This window comes from Streptomyces sp. NPDC033178, from assembly GCF_055577685.1.
This window is the reverse complement of record NZ_JBVIPT010000004.1, coordinates 415,774-434,544: the sequence shown is the minus strand read 5'-3', so window position 1 is coordinate 434,544 and position 18,771 is coordinate 415,774. Positions and strand designations below refer to the sequence as shown.

At 73.0% G+C, this 18,771-nt stretch carries 17 protein-coding genes and 1 pseudogene; 7 read left to right on the top strand and 11 right to left on the bottom strand.

What is annotated here, in order from left to right; translation table 11 throughout:
- Positions 1-162: 162 nt before the first annotated feature.
- Positions 163-1,158 carry an FkbM family methyltransferase gene (locus tag ACZ5VQ_RS12675; protein ID WP_469104866.1) on the bottom strand — a complete coding sequence of 332 codons (996 nt, stop codon included), beginning with the start codon at positions 1,156-1,158 and terminating at the stop codon, positions 163-165.
- Between the two features lie 41 nt (positions 1,159-1,199).
- Positions 1,200-3,035: a glycoside hydrolase family 15 protein gene (locus ACZ5VQ_RS12670; protein ID WP_469104865.1), complete on the bottom strand. Its 1,836-nt coding sequence runs from the start codon at positions 3,033-3,035 to the stop codon at positions 1,200-1,202.
- Between the two features lie 151 nt (positions 3,036-3,186).
- Between ACZ5VQ_RS12670 and ACZ5VQ_RS12665 the strand changes: the two genes are divergently transcribed.
- Positions 3,187-4,074 (top strand): hypothetical protein, encoded by an 888-nt coding sequence (locus ACZ5VQ_RS12665; protein ID WP_469104864.1) that lies wholly within the window; start codon positions 3,187-3,189, stop codon positions 4,072-4,074.
- A gap of 51 nt (positions 4,075-4,125) precedes the next feature.
- Here the strand turns inward: ACZ5VQ_RS12665 and ACZ5VQ_RS12660 are convergent, their stop codons facing one another.
- Positions 4,126-6,255, bottom strand: a complete 2,130-nt coding sequence (locus ACZ5VQ_RS12660) for a BTAD domain-containing putative transcriptional regulator (protein ID WP_469104863.1) — start codon at positions 6,253-6,255, stop codon at positions 4,126-4,128.
- Positions 6,256-6,681: 426 nt separating this feature from the next.
- Between ACZ5VQ_RS12660 and ACZ5VQ_RS12655 the strand changes: the two genes are divergently transcribed.
- The 3 genes from ACZ5VQ_RS12655 (at position 6,682) to ACZ5VQ_RS12645 (ending at position 8,984) form a co-directional block, all read left to right on the top strand.
- A complete protein-coding gene (locus ACZ5VQ_RS12655; RefSeq protein WP_469104862.1) occupies positions 6,682-7,569 on the top strand; it encodes an alpha/beta fold hydrolase in 888 nt (295 codons plus the stop codon).
- Positions 7,570-7,650: 81 nt separating this feature from the next.
- Complete coding sequence (locus ACZ5VQ_RS12650; protein WP_469104861.1) at positions 7,651-8,709, top strand: ABC transporter substrate-binding protein; 1,059 nt, start codon at positions 7,651-7,653, stop codon at positions 8,707-8,709.
- Positions 8,710-8,774: 65 nt separating this feature from the next.
- A complete protein-coding gene (locus tag ACZ5VQ_RS12645) occupies positions 8,775-8,984 on the top strand; it encodes a hypothetical protein (RefSeq protein WP_469104860.1) in 210 nt (69 codons plus the stop codon).
- A 56-nt stretch (positions 8,985-9,040) separates the two neighbouring features.
- On the opposite strand, the gene ACZ5VQ_RS12640 is transcribed toward ACZ5VQ_RS12645, so the two are convergent.
- The 5 genes and pseudogenes from ACZ5VQ_RS12640 to ACZ5VQ_RS12620 all read right to left on the bottom strand — a co-directional run.
- Positions 9,041-9,397 carry a hypothetical protein gene (locus tag ACZ5VQ_RS12640; RefSeq protein WP_469104859.1) on the bottom strand — a complete coding sequence of 119 codons (357 nt, stop codon included), beginning with the start codon at positions 9,395-9,397 and terminating at the stop codon, positions 9,041-9,043.
- Between the two features lie 28 nt (positions 9,398-9,425).
- On the bottom strand, positions 9,426-10,163 hold the full coding sequence (locus tag ACZ5VQ_RS12635; protein ID WP_362071580.1) for a sigma-70 family RNA polymerase sigma factor: 738 nt from the start codon (positions 10,161-10,163) through the stop codon (positions 9,426-9,428).
- A 156-nt stretch (positions 10,164-10,319) separates the two neighbouring features.
- The gene (locus tag ACZ5VQ_RS12630; protein ID WP_469104858.1) at positions 10,320-10,757 is read right to left on the bottom strand and encodes a hypothetical protein; all 438 of its coding nucleotides are present in this window, start codon (positions 10,755-10,757) and stop codon (positions 10,320-10,322) included.
- A 146-nt stretch (positions 10,758-10,903) separates the two neighbouring features.
- Entirely contained in the window at positions 10,904-12,094 is a 1,191-nt protein-coding gene (locus tag ACZ5VQ_RS12625) for a PP2C family protein-serine/threonine phosphatase (RefSeq protein WP_469105018.1), read from the bottom strand.
- 205 nt (positions 12,095-12,299) lie between these two features.
- Positions 12,300-12,464 (bottom strand): annotated as a pseudogene (locus tag ACZ5VQ_RS12620) (nuclear transport factor 2 family protein); the annotation flags it as partial.
- Between the two features lie 164 nt (positions 12,465-12,628).
- On the opposite strand from ACZ5VQ_RS12620, the gene ACZ5VQ_RS12615 reads away from it, so the two are divergent.
- Positions 12,629-13,054 (top strand): luciferase domain-containing protein, encoded by a 426-nt coding sequence (locus ACZ5VQ_RS12615; protein ID WP_469104857.1) that lies wholly within the window; start codon positions 12,629-12,631, stop codon positions 13,052-13,054.
- 8 nt (positions 13,055-13,062) lie between these two features.
- On the opposite strand, the gene nicT is transcribed toward ACZ5VQ_RS12615, so the two are convergent.
- From nicT to ACZ5VQ_RS12600, 3 genes are all read right to left on the bottom strand, one after another.
- A complete protein-coding gene (nicT, locus tag ACZ5VQ_RS12610; protein ID WP_469104856.1) occupies positions 13,063-14,169 on the bottom strand; it encodes a Nickel transporter NicT in 1,107 nt (368 codons plus the stop codon).
- Between the two features lie 139 nt (positions 14,170-14,308).
- Entirely contained in the window at positions 14,309-15,154 is an 846-nt protein-coding gene (locus ACZ5VQ_RS12605) for a L,D-transpeptidase (RefSeq protein ID WP_469104855.1), read from the bottom strand.
- A complete protein-coding gene (locus ACZ5VQ_RS12600) occupies positions 15,144-15,653 on the bottom strand; it encodes a SigE family RNA polymerase sigma factor (protein ID WP_362071568.1) in 510 nt (169 codons plus the stop codon). Before ACZ5VQ_RS12600 ends, ACZ5VQ_RS12605 begins: the two co-directional genes overlap by 11 nt.
- Positions 15,654-15,871: 218 nt before the next feature.
- On the opposite strand from ACZ5VQ_RS12600, the gene ACZ5VQ_RS12595 reads away from it, so the two are divergent.
- Positions 15,872-16,954, top strand: a complete 1,083-nt coding sequence (locus ACZ5VQ_RS12595) for a sigma factor-like helix-turn-helix DNA-binding protein (RefSeq protein ID WP_469104854.1) — start codon at positions 15,872-15,874, stop codon at positions 16,952-16,954.
- Positions 16,951-18,714 (top strand): transglycosylase domain-containing protein, encoded by a 1,764-nt coding sequence (locus tag ACZ5VQ_RS12590; protein WP_469104853.1) that lies wholly within the window; start codon positions 16,951-16,953, stop codon positions 18,712-18,714. The genes ACZ5VQ_RS12595 and ACZ5VQ_RS12590 overlap by 4 nt, the downstream gene beginning before the upstream one ends.
- The last annotated feature ends 57 nt before the right edge of the window (positions 18,715-18,771 follow it).

The window sequence follows — 18,771 nt, the reverse complement described above, 5'->3', positions numbered from 1 at the left end:
ACGACGACCGCGAACGGCACTTCATGCGATGCAGAAGCGCGCAGGTGGGGGGATTTCGCAGCAGGGGCCAGCCTACCGACTCGCGACCACCCCCAACGCCCCGTCAGGGGCGCGGGGCTGCGACATCGGCCGGCTCCACCGCATGGGCGCGCTCAGCCCAACTCAACCCGCAGCGACCCCACTTGCCCCGGGCCGCACCATCACGCAGTCGAACTCCACGACCCGCCCCGTGGCAGGCTCCCGGGTGACGGGGTACATCCCGGTGACACCGAACCCCGCGGCCTCGTACGCGGCGATGGCCTCCCCCATCAGAGGACTCCCCTCGTACAGCCGCAGCGCGGCGACCTCGGACTGCATCCCCACGAACTCGGAGATCCGCTCACCCGCCCCGGCGAACACCTCCATGTCGAAGCCCTGCGTGTCCATCTTCAGATACGGCCGGGGGTCCTCGATCCCCTCCAACGCCTTCTGCATCACGTCGTCGAGCCGCCGGATCTCGATCTCCTCGGTACGCCCCTTGGCGAACCGCTTGTACCGCTCCTTGCCGTACTCGCTCGGCGGCAGCAGGGAGTTCATGGACTTCCAGTCGATGTGGATGGACTGCACGGCCTCCTCACGTCCGAGCGCGAAGTTGTAGACCTGCCAGTCGGGATCGTTCTCGGCGGCCTGCCGCAGCTTCTCGAAGGTGACGGAGACCGGCTCGAAGGAGACGATGCGCCCCTTGTAGCCGAACCGCCTGAGCCCCTTCCCGTACTGCCCGATATTGGCCCCCACGTCGAACACGCAGTTCACGCGGTTCAGCTCCAGCAGCGCGGCCACATGCTGGGCACCGAGATAGTGGGCGGCCCCGAGCTGGAACTCCCGCTCCGCTTCGGCCGACACGGCCTCGTCGAGGAGGAGCCGCGCCCCGGTGGCTCCGAAGGGCACGCTCGTCGCCTTCCGCCCCTTGGCCCCGCGCGCCACCAGCCACGTATCGGAACCCACCGAGGTGACGGCGTAGCGCCCCTTCCCCTCGGCAACCAGATGGGCGCCCTGTCCCACAGGGACGCCGGTCCGATCACCCCGCCGGAACACGACGGCGGCGCCAGGGCCGAGATCGAGGACCTTCACACCTATACGGGGAAGGAACGTGAGCAGTCTTCTGTAAAGGGTCTGCATCCCGCCAGCCTCGCAGAAGACGCCTTGGATTCACCGGCACTTTACGGAACAAGTTTTCGTGCGTGCTGGGTCGCGTGCCCGTCCAGTTCGTACGCCACGCGGATCAGCGGAACGTGCGTGAACGCCTGGGGGAAGTTGCCCAGCTGGCGGCGGGCGTGGGGGTCGTACTCCTCGGCCAGGAGACCGACGTCGTTGCGCAGGAGCAGAAGGCGTTCGAAGAGCCGGCGGGCGTCGTCCTCGCGGCCGGTCAGGAGCAGGGCGTCCGCGAGCCAGAAGGAACAGGCGAGGAAGGCTCCCTCGCCGCCGGTGAGGCCGTCGGGGGCCTCGGCCCCACCGGTGCTCGTAGCTCCTCCGGAACCCGTCGAGTAGCGCCTGACCAGGCCGTCCTCGGTCGCGAGTTCCCGTTCCACGGCGGCGACCGTGCCGATCACGCGCGGGTCGTCCGGCGGCAGGAACCCGGTCCCCGGGATGAGCAGTAGCGCGGCGTCGAGCGCGCGGGAGCCGTAGGACTGGGTGAAGGTGGCGCGGGTCGGGTCGAAGCCCCGCTCGCAGACCTCGCGGTGGATACGGTCCCGGACCTCGCGCCAGTGCGCGACGGGCCCCGGGCGCCCGTGCTCCTCGGCCAGGCGGACCGCCCGGTCGAAGGCCACCCAGCACATGATCTTGGAGTGGACGTGGTGGCGGGGTTCGCCGCGTGTCTCCCACAGGCCCTGGTCGGGGCGGGACCACACCTCCTCCAGATGGTCGAGCAGGTTCTGCTGGAGCGAGAGGAGATGCCGTTCGGGACGCAGTCCGCAGCGCAGGGTGAGGGCGAGGGTCTCCATCAACTCGCCCGGCACGTCGAGCTGTTGCTGGGCGGCGGCGCCGTTGCCGATCCGTACCGGGCGGGAGTTCTCGTACCCGGCGAGCCAGTCGGCCGTCCACTCGGTCAGCTGGCGTTCGCCGCCGATGCCGTACATGATCTGGATGTCCTTGGGCCGGCCCGCCACCGCCCGTTCCAGCCAGCCGCGCCAGGCCTGTGCCTCGGCGGTGAAGCCGCTGCGCAGCAGGGCCTCCAGGGTCATTCCGGCGTCGCGCAGCCAGCAGTAGCGGTAGTCCCAGTTGCGGACGCCGCCGGGCAGTTCGGGGAGGGAGGTGGTGGGGGCGGCGACGATGCCGCCGGTCGGCTCATAGGTGAGGGCCTTGAGGGTGATGAGGGAACGGACGACCGCGTCACGGTAGGTGCCGTCGTACGAGAAGGGGCGCAGCCACTGGCTCCAGTACTCCTCGGTGCGGCGCAGCGCGTCGAAGGGGTCCACCGGGTCGGGGGCGGGCAGGTGGGAGGGCTGCCAGGTCAGGACGGAGGGGATCCGTTCGCCCGCGGTGACCGTGAAGTCGGCGATGTGGGCCTCGCCCTGTCCGGTCAGCGCGACGGGCGTGGTCAGCCAGACCGACTCCGGGCCCGCGATGCCCGTCAGCTGCCCGTCCACGCGGTGCATCCACGGCACGACGCTGCCGTACTCGAAGCGCAGCCGCAGGTCCATGTGCAGGTCGACCGTGCCGGAGTGGCCCTCGACGATGCGTACGACGCTGGGGGCGCCGTCGCGGCGCGGCATGAAGTCGACGACGGTGGCCCGGCCGGTGGCGGTCTCCCACTCGGTCTCCAGGACGAGGGAGTCCCCGCGGTAGCGGCGGCGGACCGTCACCCCCTCGTCGGTGTCCGTGTCCGCCGGGGCGATCAGCCAGCGGCCGTTGTTCTCGTCGCCCAGCAGCGCCGCGAAACAGGCGGGCGAGTCGAAGCGCGGCAGGCACAGCCAGTCGAGGCTGCCGTCACGCCCCACGAGGGCGGCGGTGAGCAGGTCTCCGACGAGGGCGTAGTCCTCGATCCTTCCCGGCATGGTGCAAGTGTCCGCGCGGCGGGGGACGGAGGCATCTCGAACGGGCGGACCGCCTCACCCGGTCGGACCGGTGCGCTGGTGGGCCCTGCCGGCGGGTGGTGCGGTGAGGTGGAGATCCCCCGCCCGCAGGAGCCGTAGGAGGCATTCCGCGATGACCCGTCCGCCCGGCCCGCCCGCCCCACCGCGCCCGCTCCGCCTCTCCCGTCGTCGTACGGTCCTCGCTCTAGTCCCGGCCATGGCGGCGGCCGCGCTGCTGACGACGGCCGGGTGCTCGGCCGGTGACGGCGCCGGTTCCGGGGCGGCGCCGAAGGGCGACGCGGCGGTCTCCGCGTCGCCCGTGGCCGGGCAGGCCCCGTCGCCGTCCCCGTCGGTCACGGTCGCCCCCACGCTGACCGAGGCGCAGGTGAAGTCGGCGCTGATCACTGGCAAGGACCTGGGCGAGGACTGGAAGCCGACCCAGGGCGGGGCGACCTGGCGGGACGCGCTGCTCAAGGGCAAGACGGACATCCCCGACTGCCAGCGGCTGCTCGACGGCCTGTACGCGGAGGTCCTGCTGGGCGAACCGGCCGGGGCCCGCGCGGTCAGGGGCCTGGACGACACCGACGACGGGGCGCAGGTGCGCTACCAGGTCGGGGCGTACGACCGGGCGGCGCTGGACGCGTCGCTGGCCTGGCTGAAGGCCGTGCCGGGCAAGTGCGGCCAGTTCACGGCCGCGGACGTCAGGGGCGGGGAGCTGACGGTCCAGGTCACCGCCACGCCCCTGCCCGGTGTGGGCGAGGCCCGCGAGAACCTGCGCGTGAGGGTGTACGGCGAGTCGGGCGGCTCGCCCGCCGTGCTCACCCTGGACTTCGCCGCCGTACGGGTCGGCGACAGTGCCCTCTCCCTCACCAACGGCGGCCTCGACGGCGTCGACGCCAACTCCACCCGGCAGGCCGCCCAGCTCGGCACGCAGCGCCTCCAGGACGTACTCGCCGGGAAGAAGCCGGCGGCCCGGCCTGCGAACGAGGAGGCGGCGTGGCCGGCGAACGAGGAGGGCTGAGCCTTCGGGCATGCTCGCGTGCTCAGGGCCCGTCGATGCCGGTCGGCCCGGTCAGTCGGCGAGGTATCGCTCGACCGGCCCCAGGGTGAGCAGTCCGCTGCCCGCGCCCGCCAGTTCGGCGGCGGCCGGGCGCAGGCGGGTGCGGGCGCGTTCCCGTACGGTCCGGTCGTCGAGGCGGAGTGCGGCTTCGGCCTCCAGGGCGCAGTAGGCCTCGTACAGGAGGTCGTGCGGAGGCTCCGGGAGGGCGCGCAGGGCGGTACGGGCCTCGGTGTGACGGCCCTCGGCGATCAGGATGAACGGCTCGGCCCAGGGGCGGTGCGGGCCCCAGTCCGCCCGCGGGTCGGGGTCCGGTGGGAGCCCGTGGGCCAGGCGCAGGCAGAGGAGCGCGAGCGGGAGGAGGCCGCGTTCCAGGCCGGGCATGCCGGCGCCGTCGAGGCGGGCGGCGGCGGTCCGGTAGGCGGTCTCGGCCCGGGCCGGCTGTCCGGTCGCGCTGAGCCGCAGAGCTCCGTACCACTCGGTGAAGACCCCCACCAGCGGCAGTTCGTGGCGTTCGGCGAGGCGGTCCGCGGCGGCCGCGTGGGTGTCCGCGGCGGCGAGGTCGGCGAGGGCTGCGCGGGCCTGGAGGCGGACGAGGTGGCCGAGGACCTCGTAGGTCACCAGGCCGTGGCGCGCGGCCAGTTCGACGAGTTCCGCGCCGATCGCGTCCCGTCGTGGGGCGAGGCCCGCCCGGGTGAAGGACTGCATGAACGTGCCGTTGAGGGCGAAGGCCAGCAGCGCGGGGTCGTCGAGGCGGCGGGCGAGCGCCTCGGCCTCGCGGGCGGCCTCGGGGCCGCGCGGACCGGCCGCTCCGCGGGTCTCCAGTGCGACGGTGGCGAGCAGGCGGCAGCGGGCCGTGTCGTGCGGGCCGGCCGGCAGCGCGGTGAGCGTGCGTTCCGCCACGGCCACGATGTGCTCGGCCGCCGCCGGGTCGTCGGCGCGGGTCCAGATCGCCGGGACGTCGTACGCGCCGATGACGCGGGCCGTCAGTTCGGGGTCCGCGAACTCCTCGGCCGCGGTGACCGCGGCCGTGCGGTGCCGACGGGCTTCCGCCAGGCCGTCGCCGCCTGTGACCGCGAGGTTCCGGATGAGGCCGACGGTGGATTCGAGGCGGGCGCGGGCGCCTCCGGCGACTGTGCGGTCGTAGGCCTTGGCGGCTCTTGTCCATAGGTCGGCTGTTGTTGTGGGTGGGGTGTCGGGTGCGGGTGTGTCGGGGCTGAGTGCGCGGTTCCTCGCGCCCCTGGGTGGGAGGGGTGGGCGTGGGGTGTCGGGTGCGGGTGTGTCAGGGCTGAGTGCGACGTTCCCCGCGGCCCCGGGTGGGAGGAGCCGGGCGGAGTCAGGCGGTGGAGCCGCGCCGGTCACGGCCGCGCCGGGTCGTAGGTCCAGCGCCGGATCCTGGGTGAGGATGTCCGATTCCAGGTGGCGGAGGCCTTGGCCCGGATCCACTCCCAGTTGGCCGACCAGGACTTCTCGGGCTCGGCGGAGTACGGCGAGGGCGTCGCCCTGGCGGTGTTGGCGGTAGAGGGCCAGGGCCAGCAGGCGCCAGGCGTCCTCGCGCCAGGGGTGGTCGGTGAGGTGGGCGTCGAGGTCGGGGACCGCGTCGGCGGGGCGGCCGAGGGCGAGTTGGACCTCGGCGCGCCGTTCCACGGCCTGGAGGCGGAGTTCGGCGAGGCGGGCGCGTTCGCCGCGGGACCAGTCCTCGTCGGCGAACTCGGCGTAGGCGGGGCCCCGCCACCGTCCGAGGGCCTCCTCCAGGGTGGAGAGGGCCTGCGGGGCGGGCAGGCCGGCCGCGGTGGCGAGGGCCGTCTCGAAGCGCCACGCGTCCACCGTGTCCGGCTCGGTCCGCAGCGCGTATCCGGGCCCGTCGGTGACCAGCAGCCGGGCCGGGGCCCGCGGCGGACGCTCCGGCTCCAGTACGCGGCGCAGCGCGGCCACGAACGTCTGGACGGCTCCCACGGCGCCGGGCGGCGGATCGGCCCACAGGTCCTCGACCAGCCGGGCGACGGGTACGACCCGGCGGCGGGCCACGATCAGCCGGGCCAGCACGGCCCGGTGCCGCGGCCCCTTCAACGCGAGCGCGTCCCCGTCCGCGGTGTCGACGGCGGCGACCGTCGGCCCGAGCACCCCGAACACAACCCGCACCATCCCGAACGCCGACCTCTCCTCTCCAGCAATCCCCAGGCCACGGTACGCCGCCCCACCCACACCACCCGCCCGCTGACCGCCCGCTGATTCACACCCCCCAGGCTCAAAGAGTCCGACGCCCACCACCCAGGGGCGCGGGACTGCGAAACACGCGACTCGGCCGCAACCTCCAGGCACGCGGGACTGCGAAACACGCAACTCCGCCGCGCCCTTTAGGAACGCGCGGCCACGCCCTTCAGGCACGCGGAGGGCCGGTGAGCCACGCGGCTCCGCCGCGCCCTTCAGGGGCGCGGGGAACTGCGCGCTCAGCCCGAACCAACCCGCACCCAACACACCACGCCGACCCCCACCCACCCAGGGGCGCGGGGAACTGCGCGACCAACCCCGACCCACCCGCAGGCAACACACACCCCCCGAAAGGCCCCCATGTCCTCCACGCCCCCGGCAATCCCCGGCTTCGCCGAACACCGCATCCCCGTCACCGACGACGTCACCCTCAACACCGCCGTCGGCGGTACCGGCACCCCCGTAGTCCTCCTGCACGGCTTCCCACAAACCCATCTGATGTGGCGCCACGTGGCGCCCGAACTCGCGGCCGAGCACACCGTCATCTGCCCGGACCTGCGCGGCTACGGAGCCAGCGACAAGCCCGCCGACGCCGACGGAACGGCGTACTCGAAGCGCACGATGGCCGCCGACGTGATCGCGCTGGCCAAGGCGCTGGGGCACGAACGGTTCGCGCTGGTCGGCCACGACCGTGGCGCTCTCGTGGCGATCCGGGCCGGTCTCGACCACCCGGACAAGGTCACCCACCTCGCCTCGCTGGACGTCCTGCCGACGCTGGACATGTGGGAGGTGATGCGCGGAACGTCGGCCGCGGTCGGCTTCCACCTCTATCTCATGGCCCAACCGCCCGGCCTGCCCGAGCAGTTGATCGAGGCGAGCGCCGACGCCTTCTTCGGCCACTTCCTCGACGTCTGGACGCGCGACCCGGCGGCCGTGCCGCCCGAGATCCGCGCCGCCTACCTGGCGGCGTCCCGCGCGGCCGTCCCCTCCATCGTCGCCGACTACCGCGCCTCCGCCGGCATCGACGTCACGCACGACCGGGCCGACCGCGAGGCCGACCGCCGGCTGCGGATGCCGGTGACCGTCCTCCAGCAGGACTGGGGCACCGCCCTCGGCTTCGACGCCGCCGGGCTGTGGTCCGCGTGGGCACCCGACCTGCGTCATACGACCGTCTCCTGCGGCCACTTCATGGCGGAGGAGGCTCCCGACGAGGTGGTCAAGGCCGTACGGGACCTGCTGACGCGGTGAGACCGGGGCGCCCCGCGAAGGTCGCCGCCGTGGTGGACACAGGGGCTGTCGAGCGCGTGAGAGTTAGGTTAGCCTTCCCTAATGAAGTCGGCCTCCGTCCCGAACCGTGTCTCCCGTCGGCGCCTGCTCGCGGCCGGCGGCGCCCTCGCCCTCGGCCCCCTGCTCGCCGCCTGCGGTGACGGCTCCGACGACGGCGACGAGTCCGCACGGTCGGCCGGGAACGGCGCGGACGGCTCGGCCGGCGGCGGCCCCTGGTCCTTCAGGGACGACCGCGGGCGGACGGTCAGGACGGACAGCGAGCCGAAGACGCTCGTCGCCTTCGTGAGCACGGCCGCGGCGCTCCACGACTACGGCATCGAGTGCAAGGGCGTCTTCGGCCCCACCGAACCGATCGACGGAAAGCCCAATCCCCAGGCCGGCGACCTGGACGTGTCGAAACTGACCAGCCTCGGCACGGCATGGGGCCAGTTCAACGTCGAGAAGTACGCGGCCCTCGAACCCGACCTGCTGATCAGCAACATGTTCCCGGCGCCCGACCTCTGGTACGTCCCCGAGGAGAGCCGCAAGAAGATCGAGGCCCTCGCGCCCTCCGTCGGCATCAGCATCGCCCGGACCTCGCTCCTCAACCCCCTGCGCCGGACCGCCGAACTCGCCGAGTCCCTCGGTGCGGACCTGGGCGCCGAGAAGGTCACCGCCGCGAAGGCCCGTTTCGACCAGGCGTCCGAGACCCTCCGCAGGGCCGCCGGGGCCAGCGGCGGGCTGAAGGTCATGGCGATGACAGGGGACGCCGACCAGATGTACGTGGCCGTCCCCGACTCGTACAGCGATCTCAACTACTTCAAGGACCTGGGGGTGGAGTTCGTCGAGGGGAAGAAGTCCGACGAGTGGGGCTTCTGGGAGTTCCTCAGCTGGGAGAACGCCGACAGGCACCACGCCGACCTCATCATGGTCGACAACCGCTCCACCGCCCTCCCGCCCAAGGACCTGGCCAAGAAGCCCACCTGGCGGCAACTGCCCGCAGTGAAGGCCGGGCAGACCACGCCGTGGTCGATGGAGGAGCGGTTCAGCTACGCCGGCTTCGCCCCGGTGATCGAACAGCTCGCGGCGGCGGTGAAGAAGTCGAAGCGGCTGGACACGTAAGTACGCGCAACACCCCGCAGTACTTCGCAGTACCCCGCAGGACTCCGTACGACCGCAGAACTCCGATGCGCTGGAGCTGCGACGACCCCGGCGTCCTCGAACACTGGCAGCCCGGTCTCAGCCTGACGGACTCCTGCACGCTGGCCCGACTGCCGGCCCCGGTCGCGCACCGGCTCTCCTTCCCCTACCGCGTCCTGCTCCGGGTCATGGCCACGATCCGCCGCCGGGACATCGAGGCGTACCGCTTCAACCTGTTCCGGTTCGCGGCGGAGTGACACCGCGGCGGCGCGGGGAGGGCCGCGACCGCCGCCCTCCCCGGCCTCGGTGGCGGTCAGGGATTGGGCACCGCGTCGACCCCGTCGTCCTCGGGAAAATAGGGCACCGCGTCAGTGGGGTCGGGGGTGGGCGACACCGACGGGACGTTCGCGGGCCTGACCGGTGTCTCCCGTTCCCAGCGCGCCGCCACGAACAGGAGGCCGGCCACCACGGCGGCCAGCACGAACAGCGCCAGGACGGAGCGGTGGACGGGGCGTACGGCGGGCAGCCGGAACCGGACGTGCCGGGACGGCGGTTCGGCGGGCCGCAGAACGGACCGGTCGACGGAGTCGGCCTGGGCCCGCAGGGCGTCCTGCAGCCGCTGTTCGAGGGGATCCGGGTGGAGGCCGGGACCGGGGTCCTCTTCGATCATCGGAACGCCTCCGGGATCACGCCGGGCTTCATCGGGGGTCCTCCAGCTGTCGGCGCAGGGCAGCCAGCGCGCGGCTGGCGGTGGACTTGACCGCCCCGCGGGACAGGCCGAGGGTATCGGCGATCTGGGCCTCGCTGAGGTGGGACCAGTAACGCAGGACCAGCACCTCACGCTGCCGCCGGGTCAGCCGGTGAAGGGCGGCGATCACTTCTCCGTGCTCCTCGCGCAGCAGCACGGGTTCCTCGGCCGACGGGGCGTGTCCCTGTCGTTCGGGGACGTGGGCCCGTACCGTGCGGCGGCGGCGCAGGACCGAGCGCGAGGTGTTGACCACGCTCGTACGCAGATAGGCGTCGGGGTTGTCCAGGCCGGCCGGCCGCTCGCCGTGGCGGCGGCAGAGCGCCGCGAAGACGTCCTGCACGACGTCCTCCGCCGTGGGCAGGTCGTCCACCAGGAGCAGGGCCAGCCGGACCAGGTCCAGGCGGCGGTGGGAGTACAGCTCGTCGATGCCGGGCCGATCAGTGCCCGGCATGTCGAGGTCGGGCCCGTCGAGGTCCGCGCGGACGGCGGGTGAGCCCGGGGCCGACGGCGGCCGGCCCGCCGGGAACTCCTCGCGCCGTTGCGACACTCCACGACCTCCGCGCACCAGGCGCCATGCCCGGTGCAGCGCGTCCGCCCAGGCACGGGCCGGGAAACGCACGGGTCTGTACCCGCCTGCCGGCACACCGTCGGTCTGGGCCGGGGCGGCCAGGATCGTCGCTGCCTTCATGGATCTCCCGGAAATGATGGTTCTTCTCACTCCCTCCGCTCCGAAGCGCCGGAGGGACGGCGGAGCCGCCGGGCAGGGACCCGGCAGCTCCGCCTCGGCCCGGGCCGAGGCGGCCAGGAACCGGTCAGCGGCGCTGGGCCGCCCGTTTCTCGTCCGTCACCGCTTGGCGGGAGCGACTTCGAGGTCGACCCGGACGTCCTTGGCGCCGCGGGCCGGGGTGCTGTCGTTCCCGCCGGGCACCGCCTCGACCGGGTCGTCGCCCGGGTCCGGCTCGGTGCACACGTCACCGTCGCCGGGCAGCGCGTCGATGGGACCCCCGTCGACGAACTCGTAGTCGACCTGGGCGTCCTTGGCACCGCGGTCGGGGGTGGCGTCGCTGCCGCCCGGCACCGCGTCGACCGGGTCCGGCTCCGCGCACACGTCGGTGGTACGCACCTTTTCGACCGACACCTCGGGGGCGGGCGCGGAGTTGTTGTCGGCGTGGGCGGTGAAGGTGCCACCGAGGGCGAGCACCACGGCGGCGGCGGTGGCTCCCAGGACGAGCCGCACCCGGGCCGGACGGAGGCTGCGTCGGGCAGTCTGACCTGCGGACATGTGATTCCTCGAATCGTCGATGGTGACTGGTCTGTCGCGGCGAGCGCCACGGATGGTTTCCCGTGGCGAAGGCCTTGGCTCGGAGGCGCCTCCACCCGGACAGACGTTCCGACGGCACCGAGGTTGCAGGTCGGACGAATCTTTTCTCAGTGGTCCGGCTCGGGGCGCTGTCGTGCTCGCCCGGGGCGGATCCGCGCGGCCAGGATCGCGACGTCGTCCTGGGCACGGTGGGCGTCGAGGCGGTCGAGGACCTGTTCCAGGAAGGATTGAATGTCGGCCTCCGGGCGCAGCCGCAGGGCGGCCAGCCGGGCCAGGGAGGCGTCGATGTCCTCCTCGCGCCGCTCGACCAGGCCGTCCGTGAACATCAACAGGGTCTCGTCCGGGGCGAGTTCGTGGGTGCCGAGCTCGTAGCCGCCGACGCCGGTGCCGAGCGGGGGTCCCACGGGCACGTCGATCAGGGTTCCGGTGCCGTCGCCCGCGAACACGGCCGGAGGCAGATGGCCCGCGCTGGCGAGCGCGGCCGTCCCGCGGGCCGGGTCGATACGGGCGAGCAGACAGGTGGCCGGCCGGCGCGTGCCGTCCTCGGAGACGGCGGCGTCGAGTTGCCGCAGCACGCGGTGCGGGGGCAGATCGGCGGAGGCGACGTACCGGAGCATCGAGCGGTACGCGTTCATGTCGACCGCGGCGTCCAGGCCGTGCCCCATGACGTCGCCCATGACCAGCAGGGTGCGGCCGTAGTGCAGCCGTACGGTCTCGAACCAGTCGCCGCCGACGAGGGTGCCGCCGCCGACGGGCAGATAGCGGGTGGCGAGGTCGAGGTTCGGATGCGGGCGGCCGGGCTCGGCGAGGAGGGCGCGCTGGAGCTTCATCGCGGTGCTGTGGACGGCGGTGTGGCGGCGGGCGTGTCCGATGTGGACGGCGGCGAGGCGGGCCGCGTAGTGCATCGCGGCGGTCTCGTGGTCGGCGAAGGGGCGGCCGGTGCGGACCGCGAGGAGCACCCCGTACAGGCGGCCGTGCGCGAGCATCGGCACCGAGATCGAGCGGCGGGACACTCCGCCCGACACGTCGTCCGTCGTGGTGATCGGGTGCCCCTCGTCCAGGGCCCGCACGGTCAGGGACGGCTCCCCGTCGTGGGCCGCCAGCAGCTCCCGCGGACCCGCCGCCGCGACCCGGGTCAGCGCCGGATCGCTCGCGGGGCGCGTCGCCGGCACGTCCTCGCCCAGCAGGTCCACGGCGACGGCCTCGCAGCCGTGCCGCCCCAGGAAACCGACCAGTTCGGCGCAGGTGGTCCGCTCGTCGAGGGTGGTCCCGATCGACTCGACGGCCTCCTCGACCATCCCGACCGGTGCCGGCACCTCCTCACCAGGCCGCTCCACCAACCCACCTCCGCCGCGCTGTGCCCGTACGCCGGTACGCCCGTCGACGCACCCAGGCAGCCATACCACCAGCTTTCTGGACGAGTCGGCCGCTGACGCGCGGCGGCGGGGCGCACCGGGACGGTGTGCCGCCCGTCCTCGCCCGGCGCGACAGCTCGTCCCCGAGCGGGAACGAGTGGTGCTCGTGCGCCACGGTCCAGCGGCCGTTCTCCTCGCGCGGGCCGAGAGTGAGGCGGAGGGGGGTGCCGGGCGCGGCGGCCAGTTCCTCCGGGGTGCCGCAGCGCAGCAGGGCGCGGGCGAAGGCGACGTCCGCACCCGCGGTGACGTCCAGTCCGCAGGACCTTCTCCGGTGAGGACCGCCCCGTGTCCGGAAACTCATCGGACCTGGCTCAATCGGCCACGGGCCCAGATCATCGGGTGACCGGCCGTGCGGGGGGAGTAGTCGCAAGTGGCTGGGGGTGGTCCTTCAGGTGAAGCGTGCGCGAGGATGGGGTTATGACCGCGGCCCATCGCGCCATGGCTCTCCTGGAGACCTGGCCGAACCTGGTAAGTGGCCCGCCCCGGTGCACCGTTGGGCATGCCTTCGCTTCGGCGGGACACGAGATCGTCCACTTCCACTCCGACGACTCCGCCGACCTCTACCTCACCCGCACGGCTGTCGAGCGCCTGCTCCCCCAGCTCGTGCACGCCAGCGCGATCAGGGTCCGCCCCGGCGCCTCCTGGATCACCGTGCTCCTCGACTGCGACGCCGACGTCCAGCTCCTGCTGGGCCTCGTGAGCGTCGCACTGAAGGAGCACGGCGCGGTCCCGCCCCGCCGTCCCTCACCACCGTGCGACTGGGAGCGGCCACCGGTGGTCCCCGGACCACGCCCGGGAGCGGCCCGTCGCATGGTGGACCGCCTCATGCCGCACGCCCACTGACCGGCCCCTCACTCGGCCGGCTGCTCCTTCGGCGTGCGCAGCCCCGCCGTCCACTTCTCCTCGATGCGGCCGACCCGCCACACCACCAGCGCGAGTGCCCAGACGGCGACGAAGAGTCCCACGATCGCGAACCCGACGACGTTCAGGTCGATGCCGACCACCCTGTCCCAGAACACGCCGTGCAGGGAGAACCGTTCGGCGAGCAGCCCGAGGAGTTCCACGGTCCCGATGAGGAGCGCGACCGCGACCGACAGGCCCGTGACGGTGAGGTTGTAGTAGACCTTCCGTACGGGCTTGGAGAACGCCCAGCCGTACGCGAAGTTCATGAACGACCCGTCGATCGTGTCGAGCAGTGACATGCCCGCCGCGAACAGCACGGGCAGGCACAGGATCGCGTACCAGGGCAGTCCGGAGGCCGCCCCGGATCCGGCGAGCACCAGCAGTGCGACCTCCGTGGCGGTGTCGAAGCCGAGCCCGAACAGCAGTCCCAGCGGGTACATCTGCCACGGCCTGGTGATCGACTTCATGACGCGGCCCAGCAACCTGTTCATGAACCCGCGGTTGTTCAGCTGGTCCTCCAGCGCCGCCTCGTCGAAGTGCCCGTGCCGCATCCGCCGGAAGACCTTCCAGATCCCGGCGAGGACGACGAGGTTGACGGCGGCGATGACGTACAGGAAGACCCCGGAGACCGTCGTGCCGATGAGCCCCGTGACACTGTGCAGGGCGGAGCCGTCGTCCCGTACCGGCCCGGCGACCGCCTTCACGCCCAGCGACAGCAGGAACGCGAGCGCGAACACGACGCTGGAGTGCCCGAGCGAGAACCAGAACCCGACCGACAGCGGCCGCTGCCCCTCGGCCATCAGCTTGCGGGTGGTGTTGTCGATCGCGGCGATGTGGTCCGCGTCGAAGGCGTGCCGCATGCCGAGCGTGTACGCGGTGACGCCGATGCCGATCCCGAAGGACTTCGTGCCGATGCTGTAGTGCTCGGGCGCCACGATCGCGACGAGCGTGAACCAGCCGATGACGTGCAGCGCCACGATGAAGGCGGCCATCCCGCCGACCCGGACCCACTCCTCCCGGTTCAGGGAGGCGCGCCAGGAGGAGAGGGTGGTCATGGGTTCGCCTTGCCTTACGTCCGGTGGAACTGCCTCCCCACCCTCACCGCGTGACGACCGCACCTGCAACTAATGCGCAGTAAAGGGCGGGCCAGTTCTTGCCCCGCATACGACCGGCAACAGGAAAAGCCCGCTGGCCTCAGGGCGTGCCGACGCGCGCGGTCGGGGTCGCCTCCAAGGCGCCCACCCCTGTCGGTGTCGGCTCCACGGCCCCCGTACCCGTCCCTGCGGTCGTCTCCTCCGGGGCCGCCCCCACCACCTCCACCACCGATCCCGGCTTCAGCGCCTCGTACAGCCACATCGCGTCGTCGCGCCGCAGGCCGATCACACCGCCGGTGCGGTCGTAGTTGCCGGGCGCATTCTCGTCCCAGGTGAGGGCGAGGAGGTAGTTCGTACGGTCGTCGGGGGCGCGCAGCCTCATCACCCAGGTCGCCTTGACGTCGTACCCGTTCCAGCCCGCCGAGTTCCCCGGCACCGTCGCCGCCCTGTACTTGGCGGTGACGGTCATCATGCCGGTCGGCGTCGGTGTCTTGAGCGACCCGGAGGAGATGGGCAGGGTCCGCCCCTCGACGGACATCTCACGCCGGCCGAGATCGACCTTGGCGGCGACGGCCACCGGACTGGCCTCGCCCTCGGCGGTGGCCGGCGGTGTGCGCGCGGTGTAGCTCGCGGCGGGCGGTGTCGTTCCGGCGTCCCGCCCACCCGTGAGGGCCACGGTCAGGACCAGGGCGAGGGCCCCGGCGGCCGTGGCGCCGGCCGCGGCGAACGAGACCTGCCGCCGACGCCGGCGACGCCCCGCACGACGCCGGATCTCCGTGCCGGGAACCGCTACGGGCGTCTCGTGGTCATGGGCCAACTCGCGCAGCGCGGTGGCCAGTTCGGTACCACCGGAACCGGCGTCGGGACCGGTGTCCGGGCCGGTATCGGGGCGGGTATCGGGGCTGTCGAACCCGTGCGTGGCGCCGGGCGTGAGCTCATCGGACACGGTCGTCCTCCCTCTCACCCAGTTCGTCGGCCTCGCCGAGCCGCCGCGCCAGCGCCGCCCGGCCACGGGACAGCCGGGCCTTGACCGTCCCCACGGGCGCACCGGTCTCGGAGGCTACCTGCTCGACACTCAAGTCGCACAGATGGTGCAGAACGACAGCCATGCGCTGCGCTTCCGGCAGTTCCTTCAACGCCCCCACGAGCGCGGTCCGTTCCGGCCCGGGACCGGGTGTGTGCTCGGGCGGCGGATTGCGGCGCACCAGTTCCAGCCAGCGCCGCGCCCGCCGCCACCGGCTCACCGCGAGCCGCATCGCGACCGTACGGACCCATGCCTCGGGCGCCCCGTCGGCGAGGAACTCCCGCCGCCGGTCCCAGGCGCGGACGAACGCCTCCTGGACGACGTCCTGCGCCTCGCCGTGGTCCCCGGTGAAGGCGTAGAGCTGCCCGGTCAGCCGGGGGAACGCCGCGGCGTAGAACCCGTCGAACTCCTCCTCGGTCATACCCCCCGCCCCACCCCCTGCCGCTTTCGTCGCAGTCGTCCTCGCCGCTGACTTCGGATGCCCGTGCAACCCGGCTGCCTCCTCCGTGCGTACAGGTCCCGTACGTCACAGACGTCTCAGAGGGCACGGAGGTTACGGACGCCGCGTACATCGAAGCACAAGCACCACGCAGGGCTGAGCCGGAGGGAGTGGCGCGCGGACAGCGCGCTCGACTGACCATGGACGACGAATTCACCGCCCGCGCCGGGGAGTACTGGCCCCGGCTGACGCGTACGGCCCGTCTGCTCACGGGGAACTCCGCCCGCGCGGAGAGACTCGCGAGAGCGGCGCTCGCGGAGGTGTACGCGCGGCGGAGAACTCCCCGCGACGACGCGGAGTTCTACGTCCGGCGGGCTCTGGTGCGGGGCTTTCTGCGGAGCCGGACCCGGCCGTTCATCGGCTCCCGGCGCGCCCCGGAGTCGTACACGGCCGATCAACTCGACCCGCTCACCGAGGTGTTGGCTGCTCTCCCGCCCCGCCGCCGGGCCGTCGCCGTCCTGCACCACTGGGACGGTCTGGGCCATCGCGAGATCGCCGCGCTGCTCAACTCCTCGCCGGGTGCGGTCAAGTCGCACGGCCGCCGGGCGCTGAAGGCTCTTCGCGCCCACCCGGCGTACGGCGAGGCGCCGCGCCCCGGGGGCCGGTCCGTGCCCGGTCCCGTCCCGGTCCCCGGCATCCCGCCCACGGTCCTCCCGGCCGTCGAGGAGGCGGGCCGCACCCGTCGGCGGAGCCGCCGCCGTACGACGGCCGCGCTGACCACCGTCTGCGCCCTGCTGCTCGTGCCGCTGGCCCTGGGTGCCGTGCGCGGCACGGGCTCCGGCGGCGGCGGGGACACAACTCCCGTATCCAGGACGGCGGTTCGGGTCGTGACCGCCGGCGAGCGGGTCTCCGCCGCGCCCGGTGTCGAGGTCTGGCTCACCAAGGACGGCAAGCACTGGTCGACGCCGAAGGGGCCGAACCAGTTCCGGCCGGCCGGCAAGGGATCGGGCTCCGGCATCACCCTGGAGTCGGAACCCGGCTCGGGGACCCGCGCCTTCCACTCCGGCGTCCTCCAGGTCTCCCGCGAACCGTCCCGCATCGAACTCACCACTCCAGAGGGCAAGTTCACGGCCCGGATCCTCACCCTGGCGGGCAGCCCCGGCTGGTCCGTCTGGTACGCCGACACCCAACTCACGGACACCAAGGGCCGGTTGAGCGAGATCACCGTGAAGGCCTACGACTCCGCCGGCAAGCTCCTCGCACAGACGGGCACCTCCACATGACCACCCGCCCGCGGACCCTGCACACCCTGCGCACCCGTCTCCACACCCTGCGGACCTATCTCCGGCGCACCCGCACCCGCCGTCTGCGGCGTGTCCTGGCGGCCCTCCTCGTCCTGTTCCTCACGGCCTGCGCGGCGCTCGTGGTCGCGTACCGCATGACCGGGATTCCCGACCCGCACCCGGAGACGGTCAGCCAGAGCACGGTCTTCGTGGACGCCGAGGGCGAGTACCTGGGCCGACGCGGCCCTGTCGACCGCCAGGACATCCCCCTCAAGCAGGTGCCCCGGCACGTCCAGGACGCCGTGATCGCCGCGGAGAACCGCTCCTTCCGTACGGACTCGGGGGTCGCCCCGACCGCGATCCTGCGGGCGGCGATCGCGACCGTGACCGGCGGCGAGCGGCAGGGCGGCTCCACGATCACGCAGCAGTACGTGAAGAACGCCCTGCTGACCCCGGAGCAGTCACTGAGCCGCAAGGCGCGCGAGGCGCTGATCGCCGTGAAGCTCGACCGCACGCGGTCCAAGGACGACATCCTGGAGGGCTACCTCAACACGGTGTACTTCGGCCGCGGCGCGGCCGGTGTCGAATCGGCGGCCCGGAACTACTTCGGCGTCGGCGCCAAGGACTTGACGGTCTCCCAGGGCGCCGCGCTGGCGGCGATCGTCAACCTCCCCTCGTACTACGAGCGGGCCGGCGCCGACGCGAAGGTGACCGGGACACTGGAGCGCCGCTGGGTATGGGTGCTCGACGCCATGGCGGACTCGGGCGCGATCAGCGACCGCGAGCGGACGGCCGCCCGCTTCCCGGCGTTCCGCTTCTATCCGCCGGGCGACACGGACGGCGGGCGTCAGTACCTGATCGACGCGGCGTCCGCCGAGGCCGCCGACCGGCTCGGCATCACCGAGGACCAGCTGGCGCGCGGCGGCTACAAGGTGCACACCACCTTCGACCTCGGTCTGCAGGACGAGACGGCGGAGCTGGTCCGCGACCGTACGCCCGCGGACGCGAAGGGGGCGCGGCTGCACACCGCGGTCGTCGCGACCGTGCCCGGCGACGGGGCGGTCCGTGTGCTGTACGGCGGCGCGGACTACGCACACCAGCCGTTCAACGACGCCGTCGACGGGGCGGTCGAGGCGGGCACGGCCACCGAACCGTTCACGTACGCGGGCATCCGGCTGGGCGAGCCGCTGACCGGGCTGCCGAAGGAGGCCGCCCCGACGCCGATGCGCCTGAACTCCGCGTACGCGACCGTGGCCGCCGGGGGCACGTACGCGAAGCCGTACACGGTCACGAAGATCAGCCGCGGGGGCCGTACGGTGCACACCGCGCGCCCGGAGACGCGTACCGCGATGGGGGAGAAGGAGACCGCGGTGGTCACCGAGCTGATGCACGGTTCGCTCGGTCGGGGCGTTCCGGGCACCGCGGTCAAGCCCGTCGCGACGGGGGTCGGGGCCGCGTTCCTGCCGGTGACCAGCCATGCGGCGGGCGCGGGCAGCGGGCCGGGGGCGCGGACGGTGTGGCAGAGCGTGTACTCGCCGCGGCTCGCCCTCACCGTCGCCCTGTTCGCCGAGCGCGGGGGCAAGCCGGCCCGGGTCGCGGGGCTGACCGGCGAGTACCCGCCCGCCGAGCACGCGGCGCTGCAGGCGGGGGAGGTGTGGCGGCTGGCGGGCTCGCCCGGGACGGAGGGGCCTGCGGCGGAGGCCTGGCCAGGAGACAAGAGCAGAACAGAGCCGGGCCTGGAGCCGACGCCGGGACCGTAGCCGGGGCCGTAGCAGTAGCCAGGGCCAGGGCCAAGGCCGGCCGGGACCAGGGCCGAG